The following is a 22,363-nucleotide window of genomic DNA, read 5'->3' on the forward strand; positions in this document are numbered from 1 at the left end:
TTTTATCGTATCAATAGTCATTCTCATTATCAATGTATTTTTACCTTTATTGCCCTGTTTTGAAAATACTTTCAATATTTGTAAAAAAATAAGTCGTTATTCTTATAATTAAATGACACTTAATTATTATTTTTTTTAATGTAAATAAAGGTTTAGTAAAAATTAAAGCATTTTATTTGTTTTGATTAATGACAATGGCTTGTTTTATTTAAATTAAAAAAATTGCTTTGAACTTTAAAAATACAAAGTTATATGGAATAAAATGCTATTTTTTCAATAAATATATTAAGAAAATGAAAGTGGTTTTGCTAGGGTTATGAATGGCACGAATAAATATACGAATGGCATTTGTGTGTTTAAATTTGATTTAGATCATCTTTACATGGAATGGTACTGGCCTTAGTATGTTTTGTTAATGATAATTATTCTCGTTAATAAAACAGAGAATCCCATTGCAGACTATTTCGTCAGACGCTAATCAATCCCAGGCTATTGCTTCAGCCTTTTCTCAGCGCCGTGCCTTAATGCCTTTTTGGGGGCAGCAGGCTTTGGAGGCCGAAGCTTGGCCTGCGGCATGGCAAGAGATGAATCAAGCACCTTTGCTTGTGAATTCTCTGGCCTATGTGCATATCCCTTTTTGCGCTAATCGCTGCGTATTCTGTGGCTTTTATAAAAATGCATGGAAAGAAGAGCGCGGCACGCCCTATGTGGATCGCGTGATCGCAGATTTGCAGCATGCGGCGGCCAGCCGTGTGGCCGGTGGCTCCATTGCCGCAGTGTATTTAGGTGGTGGCACACCCACCGCCTTATCCGGCCCAGATTTAGCGCGCTTGCTGCGTGCTTTGCAGCAGTATTTGCCGCTGAGCGATGATTGCGAAATCACCGTAGAAGGGCGGATATCCCATTTTGATCGCAGCAAAATTGACGCTTGTCTTGAGGCAGGGGCAAATCGTTTCTCGATTGGCGTGCAAACTTTCCATACCCCACTGCGCCGTCACTTAGGGCGTAAGCATAGTGGCGAAGATGCTGCCGCTTATTTAGCTGAACTGGCTGCAGGGCAAGAAGCCGTGGTGGTGGCCGATCTGATGTTTGGTCTGCCGGGGCAGGATGAAGCCATCTGGGCCAATGATCTGGATGTGGCGCTGGGCTTGGGTTTGGATGGTATCGATGTTTATGCCTTTAATCTATTTCCCGGCCTGCCTATCCAACGCATGCTGGAAAAAGGCGTGTTCCCGCCTATGAGTGGCCTGCCCACGCAGCTGGGACTTTACCAAATGGCGCTAGATCGTTTTGCCGCAGCAGGCTGGCAACAGCTCTCAAACAGTCATTTTGGTTCTGGCCTAGGGCGAGAACGTAACCGCTATAACTTAGCCATTAAATCAGGCCATAGTTGTGTGGCCTTTGGCTCGGGTGCTGGCGGCAGCCATGCGGGCTATGCCTATTCAATTGAATCCGATTTAGAGCGCTATCTAAATGCAGCATCGCCCGCAATCGCCCGAGTCTCCCGAGCAGACCCAAGCCAGCACTGGGTTGCGGCTTTGCAAGGCGGTATCGAAATCGGCCAGATCGACGCATCACTTTTACCCACCGCCTGCCTGCCCCTGCTGCAAAGCTGGCAACAGCAGGGCTTGATTACGCCGCTGCAAAATTCACTGTGGAGCATCGCTCCACTGGCCCGCTTCTGGGGGCCAAGCATGGCGCGGGCTTTGGTGGATTGCTCTGTTGTAAAGCCCAAATCCAGAACCACGGACGGCACTGAGAAGATGGAGTTTCACGGAGAAAAACAGAGTCTGAAATAAGCGGTTTAAATCGGTTTTAACTATTTTCAAATTAAGTAGTCTGTCGCATATCGTGGCTCATGGCATAGGGCTTAATGGTCCCCTGAGGCAAGCCGATCGAGGAATAAACGGGGCGGGGCTTTCATCAATTCGTGTTTGAGCGAAGCGAGTTGAATTGATGCCGACTTGTTTATCCGCAGAGAGGGAACCCCGCGTAGCGGGGCGCAGACGCCGGGGTCGCCTTCTTTGGCTTCGTTTCTTGGCGACGCAAGAAAGGAAGGCCCATGCGGGGGCTCCCGCACCAAAAGGTAATGTGCCGAAGGCACGGAAAAAATGCTTTGTAAGTTAACTTTGTGGAAAAAAACATGAACAACACTCAATCCTTACGTGAACGTCTTAGTAAAAATCCTGGTGTGGTGCTGGAAGGCTTAGCCACTGCCGCAGCGCTGCCTATGAATGAGGTGATTGAATGTCTTCCCGCTGCGATGTGGCAGTGTATTGCCGGTGAAAAAATGGCCGAGCTATTGCTGGAAATGGCTAGCTGGGGCGATGTGACGGTGATTATGCATAGCAGCGATGTAATTATGGAATTCACAGGGCCGATTCCTGCAGGTGAGCTAAGCCACGGGTTTTTTAATTTGCCGGGGCCAACGGGCTTGCATGGGCATTTAAGGGTAAGCCACTGCGGGGCCATTTACGCGATCGAGCGTCCCTTTATGGGCCGCGCCACGGCTTCTGTACTGTTTACTAATCATGAGGGTGGCGTGATGTTTAAGGTGTTTTTAGGCAGGGATAGCAAAGGTGAAATCTCCGCCAGCCAGCTTGAAGCACTGCATCGATTTTTTGCGATGGATACAACTGTCGATGGCTAAAAAGCATGATGCGCATTATTTGGGCTACAAGCCGTTGAGGGAATGCTGTAATGTTTAAATGATTGTTATTTACTATTTTTAAAGGCCACACAAGAGATGCATGATGTATTGATTTTTGGTGCCAGCCGCGGGCTGGGGCTTTGTCTTGCGAAAGCCTGCATTTTGCGCGGCGAGAAGGTGGCCGCCATGGTGAGAGCCGAGAGCGACACTGCCGCTTTAAGTGAGCTAGGTGTTTCTTTGATCACGGGGGATGCTTTTAGCGTGGATGACTGCATGGCCACCATCAAACAGGCGGGTGCAAAACGGGTGATCAGTGTTTTGGGCGGTAAAAATGCAGCAGGGCAGCGGATTGATGCCCTAGGCAATTTAAATGTGATCGAGGCCTTAGAAGAGGCTGCGCCCCAAACACGGTTTTTACTTGGCACCTCCTTAGGCTGTGGCGATCAATGGGATTCTTTAGCGGAAGGGGCCCAGCGCATGTTGGGCGAGGCGATTAAAGCTAAAAATCAGGCCGAGCAGCGCTTAGAGCAAAGCACTTTAGCTTGGATGATTGCAAGGCCAGCTGGCTTAAGCCATCAGCCCGCCACTGGCCAATATCGGGTGCTGGCAGGTCGCGACGATGCGGGCAATTATCTGCCAAGAGCAGACGTTGCTAGCGCCATGCTGGAAATCTTTGCCGAAGATGAACGCCTTCATAAAGCGTGGACCATTCTGGGGCCGGTAGATCCTGCCTGATATCTGTTTAAGTACAGTCGCGTGGGCATAAATACATGCCACCCTACATTGAAATTCGCTGTTTTATCATCACTCATTCATTTGCTAAGGCTCTATGTATAAAAAAATCCTCCCCGCCCTCTGTGCTGCGCTAGTTTTAAGTGCCTGTGCCAATAGCCCGGTCAATGCGCCTTTTGCGGGTAAATCTTATGTTCTTATGGGCGAAGTGCACGATAATGCCTTGGGACATCAGGCCCGCTTTCAGGCTTTAGAAAAAGCCGTGAAAGCAGGCTGGCGCCCGGCGATTGCTATGGAGCAGTTTGATGTTGAGCGCCAGGCAGATTTAGATCAGGCGCGTTTGGAGCAGCCGAATAATCCTGACTATTTAATCCAGAAAATGGGTGGTAAGCGTTGGGATTGGCCACTTTACAGGCCCGTAATCGAGCTGGCCATGCGTTATGATTTACCTATTGTTGCAGCCAATTTATCGCGTCAAGACGCATCCAAAGTCGTGAAATCTGGCCTTGCTGCGCTCGCCAATGCAGAAGAGCTGGGTCTTACTCAGCCCTTGCCGGCTGGTTTGCTCGCCGCCCAGCGTGAAGAAGTGCGCGTGGGGCATTGCAATAAGCTGCCGGAAAACTTACTCGATGGCATGGCGCTGGCCCAAATCGCCCGGGATGCGGTGATGGCCAAGGTGATGAAGCCTTATCAGGCACGGGGCGTGGTGCTGCTGGCTGGCAATGGCCATGTGCGCCGCGATATGGGCGTGCCGGTCTGGTTGCCCAATTCCTTATCAATGGGCTTTGTTGAAGGCAGTAAGCAGGGGGCATTTGATCAGGAACAGCTGATTGATGCGATAAAAAGAACCGATCCTTGTGCTGGCTTGTAACTTGGATTTTATTTTTCAAAAATATCTGTTTTCTCAGTTTATGGAATAGATTTTTTGCCATTAGGGATTGCGGTAGTAAATAGAAATTGATCTGTGTGTTTCGTTTTGTTTTTTAAAATAAAGTGATGATTGTTTAAAAATGTCGTACTAGAGCCGCAACTCTATTACGACATTTTTATGTGCATAATAAGAAGGGCTAAGTTGTATAAGATAAATTTTAGGGCTACGATTTAGTGTTAGATAACAATGCAGAGTAATGTAATAGCCATGCATAAGTGGCTGATTTTGTATCGCTGGTAGTCATGCACATTAGAATTTAGTAATATACCCTGCTTAATCAGATAGAAAAGCGATTTAAATCTGTTTATTAGCCGGATCAAACACTGCTCAATATAAGGCCAACTGAAGCTATAGCCTGCTTTTTGTAAGCTATTTAAAGCGCATGGAATGATCAACTGCACGCTGTGCCAGAAGGCTTAAGGCCTGCTCGTTTTAGAGTACCTCCTCCTTTTTATCTTGGTTTGATTGTTTTTTTAGTTGCGCAGTGAAATTCTTAAAAAGTTGAGGCATGTTTTGGAATTAGAAAAATTGAGATCGCGCGGGCGCGTGTCGCTTCAGTTTGCAGTTACTGCCACTTTTATCATTATGCTGGTGCTAACGCTGGGTGCGATTATCACTTTGCAAATGCGCAATCAATCCAAAATACTTAAAGATTTAAGCCGTAAAGTCATTTCTGCTGAAGTGGCTGCGGTGCGTAGCGATTTAAATGTTTTTCTGCGTGCGCCAGCACTTGCTAACCGGATGGTGGCCGTGTTGATGAGCGAGCAATACTCCCCTTTAGATAAGGATTTATCGCAGTTTGAAGTGCCCTTTGCCCATATTCTAGCTGAGGTTTTTCCTGATCAAAAACAACTGAGTTTGATTTCTTTTGGCTCTGTGCACGGTGAATATATTGCGATTAGCCGGGAAATTTTAACAAACCAGTTTTCTTTGCTGCTTAAAGATAAGCGAACTAATTCTTATTTAAATTTTTATAAAGGTTTGCAATCTTCTGATCCCATCTTAAATCAATTTTCTCATTATGATCCAAGACCCAGGCCTTGGTATGCACCTGTCGCTAAAAGTAAAAAACCAGCGTGGACGGCTGCTTATCAAGATTATGATGCAGTGCAAGGTATTACGGTTTCTTTTAGTAGTCCGCTTTATGATCGTGCAATGAATTTTATTGGCGTAGTGGCCAGTGATATCAAGCTGGATAATTTTGATGGCTATCTAAGAGCAAGCCCAAATCTGGGTAATGGCGCTATTTATATAGTGGGAGATAATAATGAATTAATTTCTCACTCTAGCATTGAAGCACGATTGCCACGCGCTCCTTTATTAGTATTGCCAACTCAGGAAAGTGCAAAATTATTAAAGCCTGTAGATAGTGCGAATGACATGATTAAAAAAAGTGCAACGCTGTTGTTTGAAAAGAACATTGAAGATTTTGAATTTGATCTGAAGGGTGAAAAAATATATGGCCGTGTTTCTCCTGTAGCGGATAATAATGGACTAAATTGGCGTGTTGTTATCCTGATTCCAGAGCGTGATTTATTAGGTACCTTAAAAAAAGATATGCTGGTTACGCTGTTAATTGTGCTGAGTATCGGTTTATTTGCCGCTTTAGTGGCGTGGAAAATCATTGCTAGTATCACAAAGCCCATTTTGCTGGCTGCTGAAACTGCTAAATTACTGGCAAAACAGGAGTGGCAACCTGCAATTGCCGGTGGTTTACAGCTAAAAGAAACTAAATTACTGGCTAATGCTTTTGATGAAATGTCTAATGCATTGTCATGCTCGTTTGAGCAATTGAATTATCGTATCCGGCATGATCATATTACCGGCTTACTCAGCAGAGAGGGTTTGCTGGAAGAAATGCTGGAGATTGTTAAAAAATCACCCGAGATGTGCTGGGATGCTTTGTTCTTAATTGGCTTGGATAATTATCGCAGTATTCACGATAGTATTGGTTATGAGCAGGGAGAGGAACTACTGTGTGCGATTGTAAACAACTTAAAACAGCATTTGCCGCAGCAAGCTTTATTTGCCAGAGTAGCAGAAACTGAATTTGTAATTTGTGTGCCTGTCGATTTTAATGTGGTTTGTCTGGATGATCTGATTAATAAATATCTGGATAGTTTTTCTCAGTCTTTTCATTTGCAATATGATGAAGTTTTAATTACGGGCAGTCTGGGTGTGGTCTGTGCAAGCTTTAATCATATTGAGTTAATTGATAATTTAAGAAATGCCAGTATGGCTTTAAGTAAAGCAAAAGATAAGGGCCCGATTTCTTATGAGGTATTTCAGGGCAGTATGGCCGAGCAATCAACTCAGAAAATTCATTTAATCGCCGAGCTGAATGCCGCCATAGAGAAAAATGAATTTAGAGTATATTTTCAGCCGGTTGTTAGGTTAAGCGATAGTAAGGTGATTGGTGCAGAAGCACTGGTGCGCTGGCAAAGCGGCCAGCGTGGCTTGGTTGCCCCCGGCGTGTTTATCCCTTTGGCAGAAGAATCCGGCCTGATTTTACCGATAGGGCATTGGGTGCTGCGCGAATCATGCCGCCAAATTGCCGAGCGCTTAAAAAATGGCTGGGCAAGTGATTTTGATGTGCATGTGAATGTCTCGGTGCGGCAGTTGATTCAGTCTGATTTTTATCAAAAGCTGGAAGCCATTTTGCAGGAGTTTTCTTTATCTCCGCATAATCTGACTTTAGAAATTACTGAATCTATTCTGATTGAAGACAGCAATGTGATTGCTACATTAATTAGCCGGATTAGATTACTCGGCGTATCCATTGCGATTGATGATTTTGGTACGGGCTATTCATCGATGTCTTATTTGCATCAGTTTGCTTTTGATTGTTTAAAGATCGATCAATCATTTGTGAGCCGTTTTTTAGATAATCATAAGAGCGAAGCCATTGTTTCAGCCATTATTCGTCTGGCTGGTGGTTTTGATGTGCCTCTGGTGGCTGAAGGGGTAGAAACACTAGAGCAGGCGCGAAGGCTGCATGAGCTGGGCTGCCAGCGTGCCCAAGGCTATTACTTTGGGCGTCCTGCGCCTTTGGAAGAATGGCCAGAAGTGTGGTGTGGATCAGCCCCATCCGGGCCGCTTTCATAAGTCTTGCGAGACATGGCGTTTTCATCGGCTTCGGAGTTTAGCATCAGTAATTCAGTCGCAGATGCCTGCACAAAGCCCAGCCTATCTAGTAGCTTTTTAGAGCGAAAATTGCTTTGTTTTAAAACAGCAAAATATTGAGTGATGTTGTAGTACTGGGCTAATTCTTGCAATACACAGCTGACCGCTTCCCGCGCAATGCCCTTGCCCCAATGCTGACTGGATAATTCATAAGCAATCAGGGCGTGCTGATCGGTGATGGTGGCTTGTACATAGCCGGCTAGTTGCTGGGACGCCGATCGCCTGATAACCCAATTAAACCATTGCTCCGATTCATAGGGGCAAGCTCTGGCTTCTAGCCTGCTAAAGCGGGCGTGCAGCCAATCTGCAGAAATGGGTGGCGCGTTTTCAAATTCATAAATGGCCGGATCACTCAGTACTACAAACATCGCAGCCGCATGGTCGGCAGTTTGTGGCTCTAAAATAAGATCCGACGTATTGAGTGTTCGCACGCTTTGGACTTGGTTCATATTGATTTTCTGCTACAAAACATCGTCATTTCCGTGTGCCTTTGGCGGGAATCCAGTTACGCTGCTGGACCCCCGATAAAAACACTAGTGGATGACGGTTTTGCGTTGATCAGTTGTTAGGGATTTATTTCGAGCGATATTTTTGGAAATACCTTTTTTAACAGGGCATATTGCAATTTGTTTCATCGGAAATTTTGACGTACTGCCCCGCATGCAATCTCTCTAGTCCTTAGTCATTCAATTGCTAACCCAAACGCCTTGCTGACCAACATAATAGGTGTGGCAATCTTCTACTTCCAGATTGTAAACGCGAGATTTAAATGCGCGATCCCCTTCGTCATAAATAATGGACAGCATTGCTTTATGGTCAAAAACCTTGCAATCAAAATCTCCAGGGTAGGAATAGGGTACAGCAACGTCACGCTCACAACGATATGGATATGCCCAGAGATCACTGCCTGCGTCGAAAGTGACAATATGCGCTTCACTCTCGTTGTCTGGCATGCCCAGAATATCAGTTCGCACCCAGCCCATACCTGCCACTGGTGTGCGCCAAACCGGCCACACTTGCTGCACGATGGCGACACCCCCATCAGCCAACTGCAATTGCTGATCTGCACTCAATTCTTCCGCCGCAGTCCATCCTTCGCCATCCACCCAGAATGGGTGGTTCGCCGTGGCATACAAATGGTGGATCGGCTGATCGCGTTTCAAATGATCTTCTGCCGCCAGCGTATATTTAACGACCCAGATTTCTTTGTCGTCGTAAGTGAAAGTATTGACAACTTGTTTGCAGACCCGCTCACCGCCACCTTCCGGCTGCGATAACACGCGATCGCCAATCCGGATTTTTTCAATGGGTTTCAGCCCCTGATCGGTATGCACCAGTGTCCCGGCAATAAAGCAGCCACCCACTTGCTTTGGGAAATGCTTGCCTTTTTTATGCCAATTAAATAGCCCGCAACGACCGGTAAGCGGCTTCTGATATTCAATTTCTTTGTGCATGGCATCTGTATCACTATGAGTGGCAAACATTACATCGGCATGGCCGGCCGTTTGCGGTTCTAAAATCAGATTGGTGGTGCTAAGCGCTCTCATGCTTACCAATCTCTTTTCAGTAGCGCATATTGCAATAAATCGTGATGCTGCCCATGCCAGAATCCTGCTTCCTTAAAGCAGCCTTCTTGCACAAAACCAAGCGATTCTAGAGATTTAATCGACGCGATATTTTGCGGATGCACCTGAGCCTGAATGCGATTAAGCACCATATGCTCAAAGCCCCAAGCAATGATCGCCAGCAAAGCTTCGCGCATTAAACCTTGCCCCCAATGGCCCTGCGCTAGCTCGTAGCCGATATGGCAATGTTTGCCATTTTTATCCCATTTAAATAGTCCGCAACTGCCAACGATTTGCCCCTGATATTCAATTCCCCAGCGCGTGCCGGGGTTGGGCATGGTGCGCCAGTGGGTAAAAATATCGATCAACTGGCTTGCTGCTGCTAGATTGGGCATGACATCACAGCCAAACCAGCGCATGGCTTCTGCATCACCATGAATGGCAAAGATCGCGGCTGCATCGTCTGCAACAAGCTCTCTTAGGGCTAAGCGCGGTGTTTGAATGAGGGGGAAGGGGAAGTGAGTACGATCAGGCAATGAGCAATCCCGCCGCATTCAGCCTTTGCGCAATCGAATCCAGATCGCCTTCATATTCCCAATACATCACCCGGCCATGCGATGAGCTGACCAGCAGATATTTTTCGGTAACAGATTGAATTCGCTCGATGGCGATTAGTTTTTCGAAGAATGGCTCGTCATGGAATTCTTCGACGATTTCTTGATTCTCAGCCGTATAGCCATGAACCAGCATGGCGGTGCGAACGCGCAGGGCGATGTATTTCATGGGGTGTCCTTGGTGATTGATGTGTTGCTCATTTTCAGAGCAATTTGTGCGACACGCTTGCCCAAATAATGTGCCGTTATTAAATCGATGGAGTTAACTTGCCCGTCGCTGCTTTGTGCCGCTACGCCTAGCTGCGTGCCCAGTCGATTACGGCCTTGCTCATCATAGCCGCCTGGAATATCTAAGCCACACCAGAGCATGCCGTGCTGGGCGGCGAGTACGCTAAAAGAGAGCAGGGTATTAAACTGATCACCGTTTAAATTACTGCCAATGGTAAAGCCGGCGGCGATTTTATTTGCCCAAGTGCGCTGGCTCCAACGCTCCCCCGATGCATCCGCAAACGCTTTAAATTGCGCCGAAGGCCCACCCATATAGGTTGGGCTGCCAAAGATAATCGCATCTGCTTGGTCGAGCTGCGCCCAGATCGCTTCGTCAATAAAACGCCCAGCAATGATTTCTGCCCCGCTGATGCGGTAAATCGATGGCGTGGCTAGCTCCTGAGCACCGGCAAAAATGGCTTCGGCCAATTGAGCAGTGGTGCCGCTTGCTGAGTGGTAAATGATGACGATGGATGGCATGAGTTTGCGCCTGTGATTTGCTAGAGTTACGGCTGACGCTAAGTGGGCAAAATCTCGGACCACAGAGAACACAGAGAGCACAGAGTTTCACCCAGGAAATGATAGATTTAATGGTTTTCTCTGTGACCTCTGTGTCCTCGTTTTACTCTGTGGTTCAAGGTTTAGCTCCTTAACAAGGCAGGACTTAGCTTTCTGCCGAGCTCGCTCCTACCTTGCCCTTCCTATGCTTGCTAAGCCACTGCACAAAATCATCCACAAAGGTAAACACCACCGGCACGACTAAAAGACTGAGCAGGGTGGAGGTGATCAGCCCGCCGATCACGGCAATCGCCATCGGTGATCTAAAGCTGGGGTCGATGCCGATACCCAGTGCAATGGGCAACATGCCTGCGCCCATGGCGATGGTGGTCATCACGATGGGGCGGGCGCGTTTTAGGCCGGCGTCCATTAGCGCGTCAAAGCGGCTCATGCCATCCCGACGGGCAACAATGGCGTATTCGACCAGCAAAATGGAGTTTTTGGTGGCGATGCCCATGAGCATAATCAGGCCGATTAGCGTAGGCATAGAGAATGAGCTTTGGGCAATGAGCAGTGCCAAAAATGCACCACCAATGGATAAAGGTAAGGCGGCCAGAATGGTGACGGGCTGCATAAAGTCTTTAAACAGCAGCACCAGCACCATGTAAATGCACAACACGCCGGTCAGCATGGCGATACCAAAGCTGGCAAAGAGTTTTTTCATCTCTTCTGCATCACCAAAGGCAGCGCGCTCCACGCCCTTAGGCAATTGCAGCAGGCTAGGTAATTGATCGACTTCAGCACTGACTTCGCCAAGCGAGCGGCCATTGAGCTCGATATCAAAAATCACATTTCTGGCTCTGTCGTAGCGATCAATCTGGCTAGGGCCTGAAGATAACGCTACGCTGGCCACTTCGCCAAGCATTACGTCGCCATTTTTACCAAGCACTTTAAGTTGCTTGATTTGCTCCAAATCTTTGCGCGTGCTGTCGGGCAGGCGTACCACGATGGGGATTTGCCGCTCGGGCAGATTCAGCTTGGCGACGGAGGTATCAAAATCGCCGACGGTAGAGATACGGGTTGTGTCCGAGATACTGGCAATGCTGACGCCTAAATCGGCCGCGCGGGCCAGATCGGGGCGGATGGTGACTTCGGGCCGCACCAGACTTGCGCTTGAGGTAACGGCTCCCACGCCTTGCAAGGTGCGCATATCGCGTTCCACATTCTGCGCCGTAGCGACCAAGGTGGCCGGGTCGTCCCCTCTTAAAATGAGCTGGAATTTTTCCCCTGATCCGCCAAGGCCTACGCTCACACGCACACCTGGAATATCTTTGAGTAAGTCACGTAAACGTGATTCGATTTCTATTTTCTTATCACGGGCCGTGCGCTCGCTTAAGGTAAGGGTGAGGTTGGCCTTGTTCACCTCGGTGACGCCGCCTGCTGCCATCGGATCTGCTCCCGCACCCCCGCCGCCAATGGCGGTATAGACGCGCGTCACTGATTTTTCGCTAGCTAGCAAGAGGCGAGCACGTTCCGCCACGCTGCTGGTTTCTTCCAGCGTAGTACCGGGCGGCAATTCAATTTTGACCAGCGTTTGCGAGCGGTCATCTGGCGGAATAAAGCCGGTAGGCAGCAGCGGCACCAGCATCAGCGAGCCAATAAAAAACAGCAGCGAGAACAAGGCGGTGAGCTTGCGATGCTCCAGACACCAGTGCGCCAGTTTTAAGTAGGCCAGCATAATGCGGCCTTCTTTATGTTCATGCGTGATGGGTTTTAGAATATAAGCCGCCATCATCGGCGTGAGTAAACGGGCCACAATCAGGGAAGCCATCACGGCCAGCGCCGCTGTCCAGCCAAATTGCTTAAAGAATTTACCTGGAATCCCGGCCATAAACGCGGTAGGCAAAAACACGGCAATCAGGGCAAAGGTGGTAGCAACGACTGCAAGGCCAATCTCATCCGCGGCTTCCATCGCAGCCTGATAAGGCGATTTGCCCATGCGTAAATGGCGGACGATGTTTTCAATTTCTACAATCGCGTCATCGACCAAAATCCCTACCACAAGGGCCAAGGAAAGCAGCGTGACAGTATTTAAGCTGAATCCTAAATAAGCCATGCCAATAAATGCCGGCAAGATAGACAGCGGCAAGGCGGCGGCAGAAACTAAGGTGGCGCGCCAATCGCGTAAAAACCACCACACCACCAGCACCGCGAGCAGGGCACCTTCCCATAGCAGGGTCATCGATCCATCAAAAGATTCTTGCACGGGCTCGGCCATGTCATAGGCTGCGGTGATGGTGAGCCCCGCGTTGGCCGCCTTGATTTTTTCCAGCGCAGTGTGGATGCCTGCGGCAACTTCGATTTCACTTGCGCCGCGCGAACGGCTGATTTCAAAGCCCACCACCGGCTTGCCATCCAAGAGGGCAATCGAGCGGCGCTCGGCTGTGGTGTCGGTAATGGTGGCCACTTGATCAAGGCGAATGCTGCGACCATCGTTCAGTGGCAGCGTCATCTGGCCTAGCTCGCCTGCACTTTGTACGGTAGAGATGGTGCGAATGGCTTGCTCGCTACCGATTAAATCACTGCGCCCCCCCGATGAATCACGCTGGGTTTGCGCGAGGCTACGGGAAACATCGGCAGCGCTCACCCCTAAGGCGGCGAGGCGTGCTGGGTCGATTTCTACGCGTACTTCTCGGCTAATCCCGCCCACACGGGCAAACTTACCTACGCCAGAAACTGCGCGAACTTCCTTGCTGATTTTATTATCCACCAGCCAGGAAAGAGCTTCTTCCCCTAAGGTATTGGATGCCACAGTAAAGACTAAAAATGGCACACCCGAGAATTCCACCTTGCCAATCACGGGGTCTTTCAGATCGCTAGGCAGATCACCCCGCACGCCGCTGATGGCATTGCGTACATCGTCTACCGCTTCGTTGACGGGTTTTTCCAGCACAAATTCAACCGTCAGCATCACGCTACCGTCTTGAATCTTGCTGTAAACGTGCTTCACCCCCTGCAAGGCGGATACTGAGTTTTCAAGCTTTCTGGCGACTTCGCTTTCCAGCTGGGCTGGTGCAGCCCCAGGCTGAATGGCCGTTACCGTCACCATCGGCAGCTCAATATCAGGGAAGTCTTGCACCTTCATACTCTGGAAAGACAGCACACCGGCCAGAGACAGCAAGACAAATAACATAATGGCCGGGATGGGGTTTCTGATCGACCAAGCAGAAAAATTCATTACTTATCCTTAAGGGCTTTGTAGGGCGGGTGAAACCCGCCGTTTTCCTATCATTCCATGGCAAAGTCCGGCGGGTTTCATCCGCCCTACGTTTTCTTATTTAGCAGCCACCACTTTCACCACATCGCCATCGGCTAAAAATCCTGCGCCGCTGGCGATGATTTTGGCATCCTGGCCGATGCCGTTTACGGCTACGTTCTGGGTATCTTGCCTGCCTAATGTGACGCGCTGCATTTTGACTTTATTGCCCGTGCCCAGCACAAACACATAGGCAAAGCCATCACGCATGACGATGCTATTGCCCGGTAGGGTGAGCACATCGCCTTGGCCGGTTTGTAATGCGCCTTTGGCAAACATGCCGGGCTTGGCGGTTTCGAGCGAGGTGTTTTGCAAATCCACATATACCAGCAAATTGCGTGTGCGGGCGTCGACGGTGGGAGCGGCTTTGCGTACTTTGCCATTTACCGATTGGCCATTGGGCAGGGTGACGCTGACTTGCTGGCCGCTTTTGATTCGCGCGGCATCAAGGGCGCTGACTTCGGCGCGCCATTCTAGACGGCTTTGCCGGACTAATCTAAACAGCTCTTGCCCCGGCTGTACAACCGCGCCCACGGTGGCGCTACGGGCTGAAATTACCCCATTATCGGGGGCAATCACTTGGCTTTGCTTAATGCGTAATTGCTGCGCGGCAAGGCGGGCTTTGGCGGCTTGCAGGCGCGCAGCAGCGGCTTGTTCTTGTAAAACAGATTGTTTGATTTGCTGGCCGCTGAGCGCGCCATTGCTATCGAGCTTGCGAATGCGCTCGGCATTGTCTGAGGCCTCGTTCCATGCTGCTTCTGATTCTGCCAATGCGGCTTGCTGCTGGGCCAACTCAATCTTGAGCGTGTCGCTGGAAAATTGTGCCAATACCTGGCCGCGTTTCACCACATCGCCGATTTGCGCTTGCACCTCGGCCAGTGCATAGCCGCCAATTTCCGCACCAATCAAGGACTCCTGCCACGCTTCGATATTGCCATTGGCGTTGATCACCACTGGCCATGTTTGCTTGGCTGGCGAAATTACCGTGACCGTCATCGCGGGTCTTGCCGCTTCAGTGGCCTTGGCAACGCTTTTGGGTGTGGCCACCAACACGATCACGCCGCAGAGCAAAAGGCAGGCGCAGATCGCAGTCAGCTTGGGATGTTGCTTAAGGATACGCATGGGTACAGCTCCAATTGATTGGGGGCATGCTGATGTATTTGGTGTTTAGCGTAAGCGCTTAGCTGAACGGTGCTTTGCATTGCACGCTGCGTTTCGAGTACGTTCTACGATTCTTGATGTCATAGCTCGAGTCGTTATTTCGTAGGGTGCGCAACGACAAAGTCGTTACGCACCAAGAGGCGGTGCGCAAGAAAAACATTTGCACACCCTACGACATCTGCGTGCTTTGTGTTCTCTTTGTGTCTACAGATCTTTTTGCTCTTGTTTTTCAATATTCGGTGCTTTTCCACCGAGGGCTTTATAGAGTGCAATCCAGTTGGCGCTTTGTTCTCTTTGCAAGATGAGCAGGCGGTTTTGGGCGGCTAGCTCATAGCGCTCTATTTCTGCTGTTTGCAGCTGGCTGGCGCTGCCCACTTTGTAAAGCGCCTGGCTGGCTTTGAGCTGTACGCGGGCAAGGCTAAGCTGGCGTTCCAGCTCTAGCGTGCGGCGCTGACTGTCGTCTAGGCGCAGCATGTTTTCTTCGATTTCGCGCACGGCTAGCCGAGCCTGCTGCTGATAGCTATGGATGGCTTGCTGGTAGCGGGCCATGGCGGCATCTTGCTTGGCGCTGAGTTCCCCCGCATTAAAAATCGGGATCGTAAAATTGATACCAAATGACCAGTTGCGGCTGTCTAAATTAACTCCATCGCTGAGCTGGCAGCCCACACAAATCGTGCCAAGCAAAGAGGCTGATGGGTAGCGGGCGACTTCTTTCACGGCGACTTCTGCTGCGGTTGTTTCTAGTAAAAAAGCAGCGCTTTTTATATCGGGTCGATCGGCGAGGACTTCGGCAGGGATGCTTTTGATCGAAAGCGCAGGGCGGTTCGGCATCAAGCCTGCTTCTGGTGCGAGCATGGTTTTAAGGGTGTTTTCTTTCATCCCTGTTAATGCCACCAAAGCTTTGAGCGTAACGCCACATTGGGTGGCAATGTCGCTGGCCTGAAAGCGGGCTTCTGCTTGCTCGTGATCACTCTTGGCGGCATCCACAATACTGGCAAGGCCTACATCAAGCTTGCTACGCATTAATTTTGCACTTAGGGTTTGTGATTGCAGTACTTGGCTGGCTAGGGCTTCCTGCCCCTTGCAGGCGCGGTAGCCGGTTAAGGTATTGGCGACTTCTGCGGCAAGGCTGGCAGCGGCTAGCTCGTAAGCGTTTTCATTGTTGCTCAGATTGGCGTACACACCCTGCTTGGCCGCCGCGATACCACCCCAAAGATCGATTTCCCAGCGTGCATCCAGGCCCGCATTGGCCAGGTTTTTGGCTGATTCAGCAATGGGCAGCGTATTCATACTGCGGCTATAGCCAGCCGTGGCGCTCACATTGGGCCAGAGATGTGCGCCTATGGCTGCTGCTTCTGCACGTGCTTCGGTGATTTTGGCCTTGGCCTGCGCCATACTAGGGTGACTGGCCAAGGTGTGATCAAGTAAAGTATTTAGGTTTTTATCTTGCCAGCTGGCCCAGCTATTCTGTACTGATACTTGGGCAGAGTTGGGGATGGAGCCGCTCCATTCTGTAGAGGCGGGCGCTAAATCCTGCGGTGAAGGCTTGGGAATGTTTACCGCGCAGCCAGTCAGTAGCGAGAGGCAGGCGATCCAATGTAGTTGCTTGATGGTCGGGTGTAGTAATGCAGGCAACATACAAAACCTCAGGCAGCATGATAGGCGGTTGAAGACTATATTTTTTGGGCACGATTTATGCAGAGCGTATGCTAAATGAGTCGCTAATGTCAGGCAACAACGGTTTGAATTTTACGCTTTATATTTTTATTCTTACTGGTTAAGAAATATTATTGCGTGTGATCTAAGCACTTTATGTTTTAATCATGTGGGCGAATCAGCTTCATCGCCTTGGATGGTGAATTTATATGCGGCAAGCGCTCGCCTGATCTGGCGTCTAATGCTAATCTTCGCGTAGTTTTATTACAGGATTTGTTCGATGGCAAAAGGTAATCTTTTTGTGGTGACTGCGCCTTCAGGTGCGGGGAAAACCACCTTGGTCGCAGCGCTTCTTGCCGCAGACCAAAATGTACAGCTTTCAGTGTCTTTCACCACCCGTGCAGCACGCCCTGGTGAAGTAGACGGGAAGGATTATCATTTTGTAAGCCGCGAAGTGTTTGAGCAAATGATCCATAACGGTGATTTTCTGGAGCACGCTGAGGTTTACGGCAATTACTACGGCACTTCACAAACATGGATTAATACGGCCATCGATACCGGCCGCGATATTCTTTTAGAAATCGACTGGCAGGGCGCGGCGCAAGTTCGCCGTCTGTTTCCTGAAGCGATTGGCCTGTTTATTTTGCCGCCTTCGGTTGAAGTTTTAGAGCAGCGTTTAAAAAACCGCGGCAAAGACAGCGATGAAGTGATCGAGCGCCGCATGGCGGTGGCTAAAGAAGAAATTAGCCATGTTGAAGAGTTCGATTATGTAATCGTGAATGAGCATATTGATGAAGCGGTGCGTGATATTGTGAGCGCGGTAAGAGCCGAGCGCCTGAAGCTGCATCGCCAAAGCACGCGCCATCAAGCTTTAATCAGCGGCCTGAAATCGGCTTAATCTCGCTCTTTTACGCTGTTTTTATGGTCGTTTACTCAGCGGTTTTTTTGCTAGTGGTTCGGGCTGTTTCACTTTTACCAAGATGGATTCGTCGATTGGCTGACGGCCTACCCTGTTTTCTGCTAGAATCGAGGGTTAGTCGCACCTTGTGCGCATCATCCATATTATTTCCAGGGACAACGCCATGGCTCGAGTTACCGTAGACGACTGCCTTAACCGCATCGAAAATCGTTTTGATTTGACCTTAGCAGCAGCTTATCGCGCTCGCCAAATTGCCAACGGTTCTACTCCACAGATCGAGCACAATGGCCGTGAAAAGCCAACTGTACTTGCACTGCGTGAAGTTGCTGCAGGTTTGGTTAGCCGCGACATCTTGATTAAGCGTTCTTAAGCTTAAGCTTATCCGGCCCAGCAGCTTGCTGGGCCTGTTTTATTGTGGGCTCGATTATGGAAATGCTACTGGCTGATATTGATTTACCCGAGTTGGCGAGTACCGCCCCGGAAGTGTTCGCCGATGCAAATCGCTTTCTTTCCCTGAATACCTCTTATTTAAAGCTGGAAGACCGGCAGTTTTTAGCGGCTGCCTTTTGCTTTGCTGATGCCTCGCACCGAGGCCAAGTTCGCCGCTCTGGCGAGCCTTATATTTCCCATCCTCTTGCCGTGGCCACCATTCTTACCCAATGGAAGCTCGACGCTCAGGCGCTAGCAGGCGCTTTGCTGCACGATGTGATGGAAGACAGCGGTGTTACTAAACTTGAGTTGACAGAAAAGTTTGGTAAAACAGTTGCCGAGCTGGTCGATGGCATGAGCAAAATCGACAAGCTAGAGTTTCAAAGTAAAGAAGAAGCACAGGCCGAGAATTTTCGCAAAATGCTCTTGGCGATGGCGCGTGATTTACGCGTGATGCTGATTAAGCTGGCTGATCGTTTGCACAATATGCGCACCATGGATGCGATGCGAGCGGATAAGCAAAAGCGAATTGCTCGCGAAACAATGGAAATCTACGCGCCAATTGCTAATCGAATTGGCCTTAATAGCGCTTATCAGGAATTAGACGATCTGGCATTTAAATATCTGCACCCTAATCGCTATGGTGTTTTATCCAAAGCATTAAAAGCTGCCCGTGGTAATCGCCGCGAAGTGGTGGGTAGGATATTAGATTCAATTAAAGATAAACTCGCTGCGGCTAAAATTGAAGCCAGCGTGACAGGCCGTGAAAAAAACCTCTATAGCATTTATCGTAAAATGCAGGAAAAACAACTCAGTTTTTCCGAAGTGCTCGATATCTATGCCTTTAGAGTAATTGTAAAAGACGTACCTACCAGCTATCTCACGCTGGGCGCATTGCACGCATTATTTAAGCCAATTCCTGGCAAGTTTAAAGATTATATTGCGATTCCCAAGGCCAATGGCTATCAAAGCCTGCACACCACGCTATTTGGCCCCTATGGCACGCCGATTGAAATTCAAATTCGTTCGGGCGATATGCATCGTATTGCCGATGCGGGTGTGGCCAGCCACTGGATGTATAAAAGCGGCGATGAAGGTTTTTCTGATGTGCAGAAAAAAACTCATCAATGGCTGCAATCTTTATTAGAAATGCAAACCGAATCGGGCGATGCGGTTGAGTTTTTAGAGCATATTAAAGTCGATTTATTCCCCGATCAGGTGTATGTCTTTACGCCTAAGGGCAAAATTTTTAATATGCCAGCCGGTTCCTGTTGCGTTGATTTTGCCTATGCCGTGCATTCGGATATTGGCGATAGCTGTATTGCCGCAAAAATTAATCATGAATTAGTGCCATTACGCACCCGCTTAAAAAATGGCGATCAGGTAGAAATCGTTTCTGCCGTGCACGCACGCCCAAACCCATCTTGGCTGACGTTTGTGACCACTGGCAAGGCGCGCTCGCATATTCGTCATTTCCTAAAAAGCCTGCGCTTTGAAGAATCTGTATTATTAGGTGATCGTTTATTGGCTCAGGGTTTTGCCAGTTTAAATCAGCCTTTACAGCAGGTGAGCGACGATGTGTGGGAGCGCTATTTAAAAGAAAATGGCGAGAAATCCCGCGAAGTGGTGAAAGCCGAATTAGGCCTCGGTAAACGGCTGGCTATGGTTGTGGCTAAGCGTTTATTGCAATTAGCGGGTAATTGGCAAGAAGAATTAGTTGGTGGGCGTAAAGCCGCCGCCGTGGCTGTGCGCGGTAGTGAAGGCATGGCGATTCAATGTGCGCGATGTTGTAACCCTATTCCGGGCGACCCTATTTTAGGTTTCGTTAAAAAAGATCAGGGTTTGGTGATTCATACCCACGATTGCCCACAAATTGCCCATGGCCGCATTGATAGCGAAAAGCTAATTGATGTGGAATGGGATGCCGATGTAAATCGCCTATTTGATGTGCCCGTGCGTATTCTGGCGCAAAACGATAGAGGCACTTTGGCTGCGATTGCTACGGCAATTGCAGAGGCCGATGCCAATATCACGGCGGTGGCGACGCAAGAGCCGGAAGGCTTCTCTGAGCGCTACATGCAGATTCAATTTACCTTACAGGTAAGCAATCGCACGCATTTGGCCAAGGTGATGAAAAACCTGCGTCAATTGCCTTCGGCCTATCGCATTCAAAGAATGCGTTCATAAGACTGCAGGGCCATATTTCTTTTTATTTACTGAACTACATCATGAAAATCTCAATTAATGGCGAAGCCCGCGAATTTGTGGCCCCCCTTTCCCTGCTTGATCTAATTGATTTGCTTGAACTCAAAGGTAAACGAATTGCTATCGAGCAAAATGGCGAAATCGTTCCTAAAAGCCAACATGGCGCTACTTTTCTAAGTGAAGGTGATATTTTAGAAATGGTTGTGGCAGTAGGCGGGGGCTGATTATTATTTTGTAGCTCGGGTTAGCGCTTGTGCAGCTCGGTATTGTCTTCATTTATAAGAGGTGTCTATGTCGGATCAATTTCAAATTGCGGGTAAGGCTTACCAATCAAGATTGATTGTTGGCACCGGTAAATATAAAGATTTTCAAGAAACGCGTGCTGCGGTGGATGCCTCTGGTGCAGAAATTATTACCGTGGCAATTCGCAGGGTAAATATTGGTCAGGATGCCAGCCAGCCGTCTTTGCTTGAGTATTTACCGCCGTCGCAATTTACTTATTTGCCAAATACCGCAGGCTGCTATAACGCCACCGATGCCGTGCGTACCTTACGTTTAGCGCGTGAATTACTCGATGGACATAAGCTGGTAAAACTCGAAGTACTTGGGGATGCCAATACGCTTTATCCTAATGTGCGCGAAACGCTGATTGCCGCGGAAACGCTGGTCAAAGAAGGCTTCGATGTGATGGTTTATACATCGGATGACCCGATTGTCGCTAAAGAGCTGGAAGACATCGGCTGCTGCGCCATCATGCCTTTGGCTTCTTTGATTGGCTCGGGTATGGGGATTTTAAACCCATGGAATCTGCGCCTGATTATTGAATCGGCCAAGGTGCCGGTGCTGGTTGATGCCGGCGTAGGCACGGCGTCCGACGCGGCGATTGCGATGGAATTAGGCTGCGACGGCATTTTAATGAACACCGCCATTGCAGGGGCAAAAAATCCGGTACTGATGGCGCGGGCGATGAAGCTGGCGGTAATGGCTGGGCGCGATGCATTTTTAGCAGGGCGTATCCCAAGAAAACTCTACACCGCAGACCCAAGCTCACCGGTATCGGGCTTGATTGCAGCGAAGTAAGAATGTGCTTTAAAAAGGACTGTAGACACAAAGATAGGAAGAGCACAGAGCATACAAAGCAGGGGTAATGGTATTAAATTTGTACTCACCTGCCTTTCTCCCCGCGCTCTGTGTTCTCTGAGGCCTCTGTGTCTGCAGATCTTTGGTTTCCCACAATTAGTGTTTAAAATATTTAATATGCGCCGCGCGATGCGGCGTTTTTGTTTGCAAGGAATCGAGAAATGGAACACCCAAATTATATGCGCCGTATTCGCAGCTTTGTGCTGCGCCAAGGCCATTTATCCTCAGGCCAGGAGCGGGCAATTGCTGAGTTTGGCGAAAAATTTTGCATTAAATATCAGCCTGAGTTACTTGATCTGACCGCTGCATTTGGCCGATCTGGTCCTAAGATTCTGGAAATTGGTTTTGGCATGGGCGGCCCAACCGCTGAGATTGCCACGAATAAACCAGAAACCGATTACCTTGGTGTAGAAGTGCATACGCCAGGTGTAGGCAGCTTGCTTAAATTATTGGGCGAGCAAGGCTTACAAAATGTACGCATCGTGCAACACGATGCGGTAGAAGTGCTGGATAAAATGCTCGCAGCAGATTCCCTCGATGGCGCGCATATTTTCTTCCCTGATCCTTGGCATAAAAAACGCCATAATAAGCGCCGTTTGATTCAGCCTGATCTAGTCAAGCAGCTGTGTTCACGGATTAAAAGCGGCGGCTATGTACATTTGGCGACTGATTGGGAAGACTACGCCATTCAAATGTTGGAAGTCTTGTCCAACGAACCTAGCTTAAAAAACACCGCAGAAACCTACGCCGAGCGCCCAGATTACCGCCCGCTCACAAAGTTTGAAAACCGTGGTATCAAGCTAGGCCATGGTGTTTGGGACTTGGTGTTCCGTAAGATTTAATGAGGTTTAATCATTTGTCGGTTGGGTGAAACCCGCTTTATGCATATGAAATACTAAAGGTGGGCTTCGCCCCAATCCTGTCAACTTAACAGGATTGGGTTTGATTTTTATAGGGTGTGCAAGTCGTTTTTCTTGCGCACCGCCTTGCCGTAGCAACGACTTCGTCGTTGTACACCCTAAACTGCTGCACAATGACAAGCATGGAATCATCGTAGGGCGGGTGAAACCCGCGTATTTTTCAGCATGGTTCGCGGG

At 49.0% G+C, this 22,363-nt stretch carries 19 protein-coding genes; 11 read left to right on the forward strand and 8 right to left on the reverse strand.

Going from position 1 to position 22,363, the window contains the following annotated elements; all coding sequences use genetic code 11:
• The first annotated feature begins 452 nt into the window (after window positions 1–452).
• From hutW to VN23_RS01445, 5 genes are all read left to right on the forward strand, one after another.
• Window positions 453–1,799 carry a heme anaerobic degradation radical SAM methyltransferase ChuW/HutW gene (gene hutW / locus VN23_RS01425; protein ID WP_052746489.1) on the forward strand — a complete coding sequence of 449 codons (1,347 nt, stop codon included), beginning with the start codon at window positions 453–455 and terminating at the stop codon, window positions 1,797–1,799.
• Between the two features lie 344 nt (window positions 1,800–2,143).
• A complete protein-coding gene (hutX, locus tag VN23_RS01430; protein ID WP_046351063.1) occupies window positions 2,144–2,650 on the forward strand; it encodes a heme utilization cystosolic carrier protein HutX in 507 nt (168 codons plus the stop codon).
• 96 nt (window positions 2,651–2,746) lie between these two features.
• Window positions 2,747–3,385, forward strand: a complete 639-nt coding sequence (locus VN23_RS01435; RefSeq protein WP_046351064.1) for an NAD(P)-dependent oxidoreductase — start codon at window positions 2,747–2,749, stop codon at window positions 3,383–3,385.
• 94 nt (window positions 3,386–3,479) lie between these two features.
• On the forward strand, window positions 3,480–4,253 hold the full coding sequence (locus tag VN23_RS01440) for a ChaN family lipoprotein (protein ID WP_046351065.1): 774 nt from the start codon (window positions 3,480–3,482) through the stop codon (window positions 4,251–4,253).
• Between the two features lie 606 nt (window positions 4,254–4,859).
• On the forward strand, window positions 4,860–7,418 hold the full coding sequence (locus VN23_RS01445) for a bifunctional diguanylate cyclase/phosphodiesterase (RefSeq protein ID WP_156455095.1): 2,559 nt from the start codon (window positions 4,860–4,862) through the stop codon (window positions 7,416–7,418).
• Here VN23_RS01445 and VN23_RS01450 read toward each other — a convergent pair.
• The 8 genes from VN23_RS01450 to VN23_RS01485 form a co-directional block, all read right to left on the reverse strand.
• Window positions 7,340–7,945: a GNAT family N-acetyltransferase gene (locus tag VN23_RS01450; protein WP_052746490.1), complete on the reverse strand. Its 606-nt coding sequence runs from the start codon at window positions 7,943–7,945 to the stop codon at window positions 7,340–7,342. The genes VN23_RS01445 and VN23_RS01450 overlap by 79 nt on opposite strands.
• Window positions 7,946–8,182: 237 nt before the next feature.
• The gene (locus VN23_RS01455; protein ID WP_046351067.1) at window positions 8,183–9,043 is read right to left on the reverse strand and encodes a polymorphic toxin-type HINT domain-containing protein; all 861 of its coding nucleotides are present in this window, start codon (window positions 9,041–9,043) and stop codon (window positions 8,183–8,185) included.
• Window positions 9,044–9,045: 2 nt separating this feature from the next.
• Window positions 9,046–9,597, reverse strand: coding sequence for a GNAT family N-acetyltransferase (locus VN23_RS01460; RefSeq protein WP_231743325.1), 552 nt, complete (start codon window positions 9,595–9,597; stop codon window positions 9,046–9,048).
• Window positions 9,590–9,844: a hypothetical protein gene (locus VN23_RS01465; RefSeq protein ID WP_046351069.1), complete on the reverse strand. Its 255-nt coding sequence runs from the start codon at window positions 9,842–9,844 to the stop codon at window positions 9,590–9,592. The genes VN23_RS01460 and VN23_RS01465 overlap by 8 nt, the downstream gene beginning before the upstream one ends.
• Window positions 9,841–10,422, reverse strand: a complete 582-nt coding sequence (locus tag VN23_RS01470; RefSeq protein ID WP_046351070.1) for a flavodoxin family protein — start codon at window positions 10,420–10,422, stop codon at window positions 9,841–9,843. The genes VN23_RS01465 and VN23_RS01470 overlap by 4 nt, the downstream gene beginning before the upstream one ends.
• A 184-nt stretch (window positions 10,423–10,606) precedes the next feature.
• Complete coding sequence (locus VN23_RS01475) at window positions 10,607–13,678, reverse strand: efflux RND transporter permease subunit (RefSeq protein WP_046351071.1); 3,072 nt, start codon at window positions 13,676–13,678, stop codon at window positions 10,607–10,609.
• A 96-nt stretch (window positions 13,679–13,774) separates the two neighbouring features.
• The gene (locus tag VN23_RS01480) at window positions 13,775–14,878 is read right to left on the reverse strand and encodes an efflux RND transporter periplasmic adaptor subunit (RefSeq protein WP_046351072.1); all 1,104 of its coding nucleotides are present in this window, start codon (window positions 14,876–14,878) and stop codon (window positions 13,775–13,777) included.
• A 243-nt stretch (window positions 14,879–15,121) separates the two neighbouring features.
• Window positions 15,122–16,555, reverse strand: coding sequence for an efflux transporter outer membrane subunit (locus VN23_RS01485; protein ID WP_046351073.1), 1,434 nt, complete (start codon window positions 16,553–16,555; stop codon window positions 15,122–15,124).
• A gap of 298 nt (window positions 16,556–16,853) precedes the next feature.
• Between VN23_RS01485 and gmk the strand changes: the two genes are divergently transcribed.
• The 6 genes from gmk to trmB all read left to right on the forward strand — a co-directional run bounded on the left by gmk (window position 16,854) and on the right by trmB (window position 22,108).
• Window positions 16,854–17,471 (forward strand): guanylate kinase, encoded by a 618-nt coding sequence (gene gmk, locus VN23_RS01490; protein WP_046351074.1) that lies wholly within the window; start codon window positions 16,854–16,856, stop codon window positions 17,469–17,471.
• Window positions 17,472–17,655: 184 nt separating this feature from the next.
• Window positions 17,656–17,862, forward strand: coding sequence for a DNA-directed RNA polymerase subunit omega (gene rpoZ / locus VN23_RS01495; RefSeq protein ID WP_046351075.1), 207 nt, complete (start codon window positions 17,656–17,658; stop codon window positions 17,860–17,862).
• Window positions 17,863–17,918: 56 nt separating this feature from the next.
• On the forward strand, window positions 17,919–20,108 hold the full coding sequence (locus VN23_RS01500) for a RelA/SpoT family protein (RefSeq protein WP_052746491.1): 2,190 nt from the start codon (window positions 17,919–17,921) through the stop codon (window positions 20,106–20,108).
• A gap of 41 nt (window positions 20,109–20,149) precedes the next feature.
• Window positions 20,150–20,350, forward strand: a complete 201-nt coding sequence (gene thiS / locus VN23_RS01505) for a sulfur carrier protein ThiS (protein ID WP_046351076.1) — start codon at window positions 20,150–20,152, stop codon at window positions 20,348–20,350.
• A 67-nt stretch (window positions 20,351–20,417) separates the two neighbouring features.
• Window positions 20,418–21,206 (forward strand): thiazole synthase, encoded by a 789-nt coding sequence (locus tag VN23_RS01510; RefSeq protein WP_046351077.1) that lies wholly within the window; start codon window positions 20,418–20,420, stop codon window positions 21,204–21,206.
• A 200-nt stretch (window positions 21,207–21,406) separates the two neighbouring features.
• Window positions 21,407–22,108 (forward strand): tRNA (guanosine(46)-N7)-methyltransferase TrmB, encoded by a 702-nt coding sequence (trmB, locus tag VN23_RS01515; RefSeq protein ID WP_046351078.1) that lies wholly within the window; start codon window positions 21,407–21,409, stop codon window positions 22,106–22,108.
• Window positions 22,109–22,363 lie beyond the last annotated feature (255 nt).

This window comes from Janthinobacterium sp. B9-8, from assembly GCF_000969645.2.
Lineage (GTDB): Bacteria > Pseudomonadota > Gammaproteobacteria > Burkholderiales > Chitinibacteraceae > Iodobacter.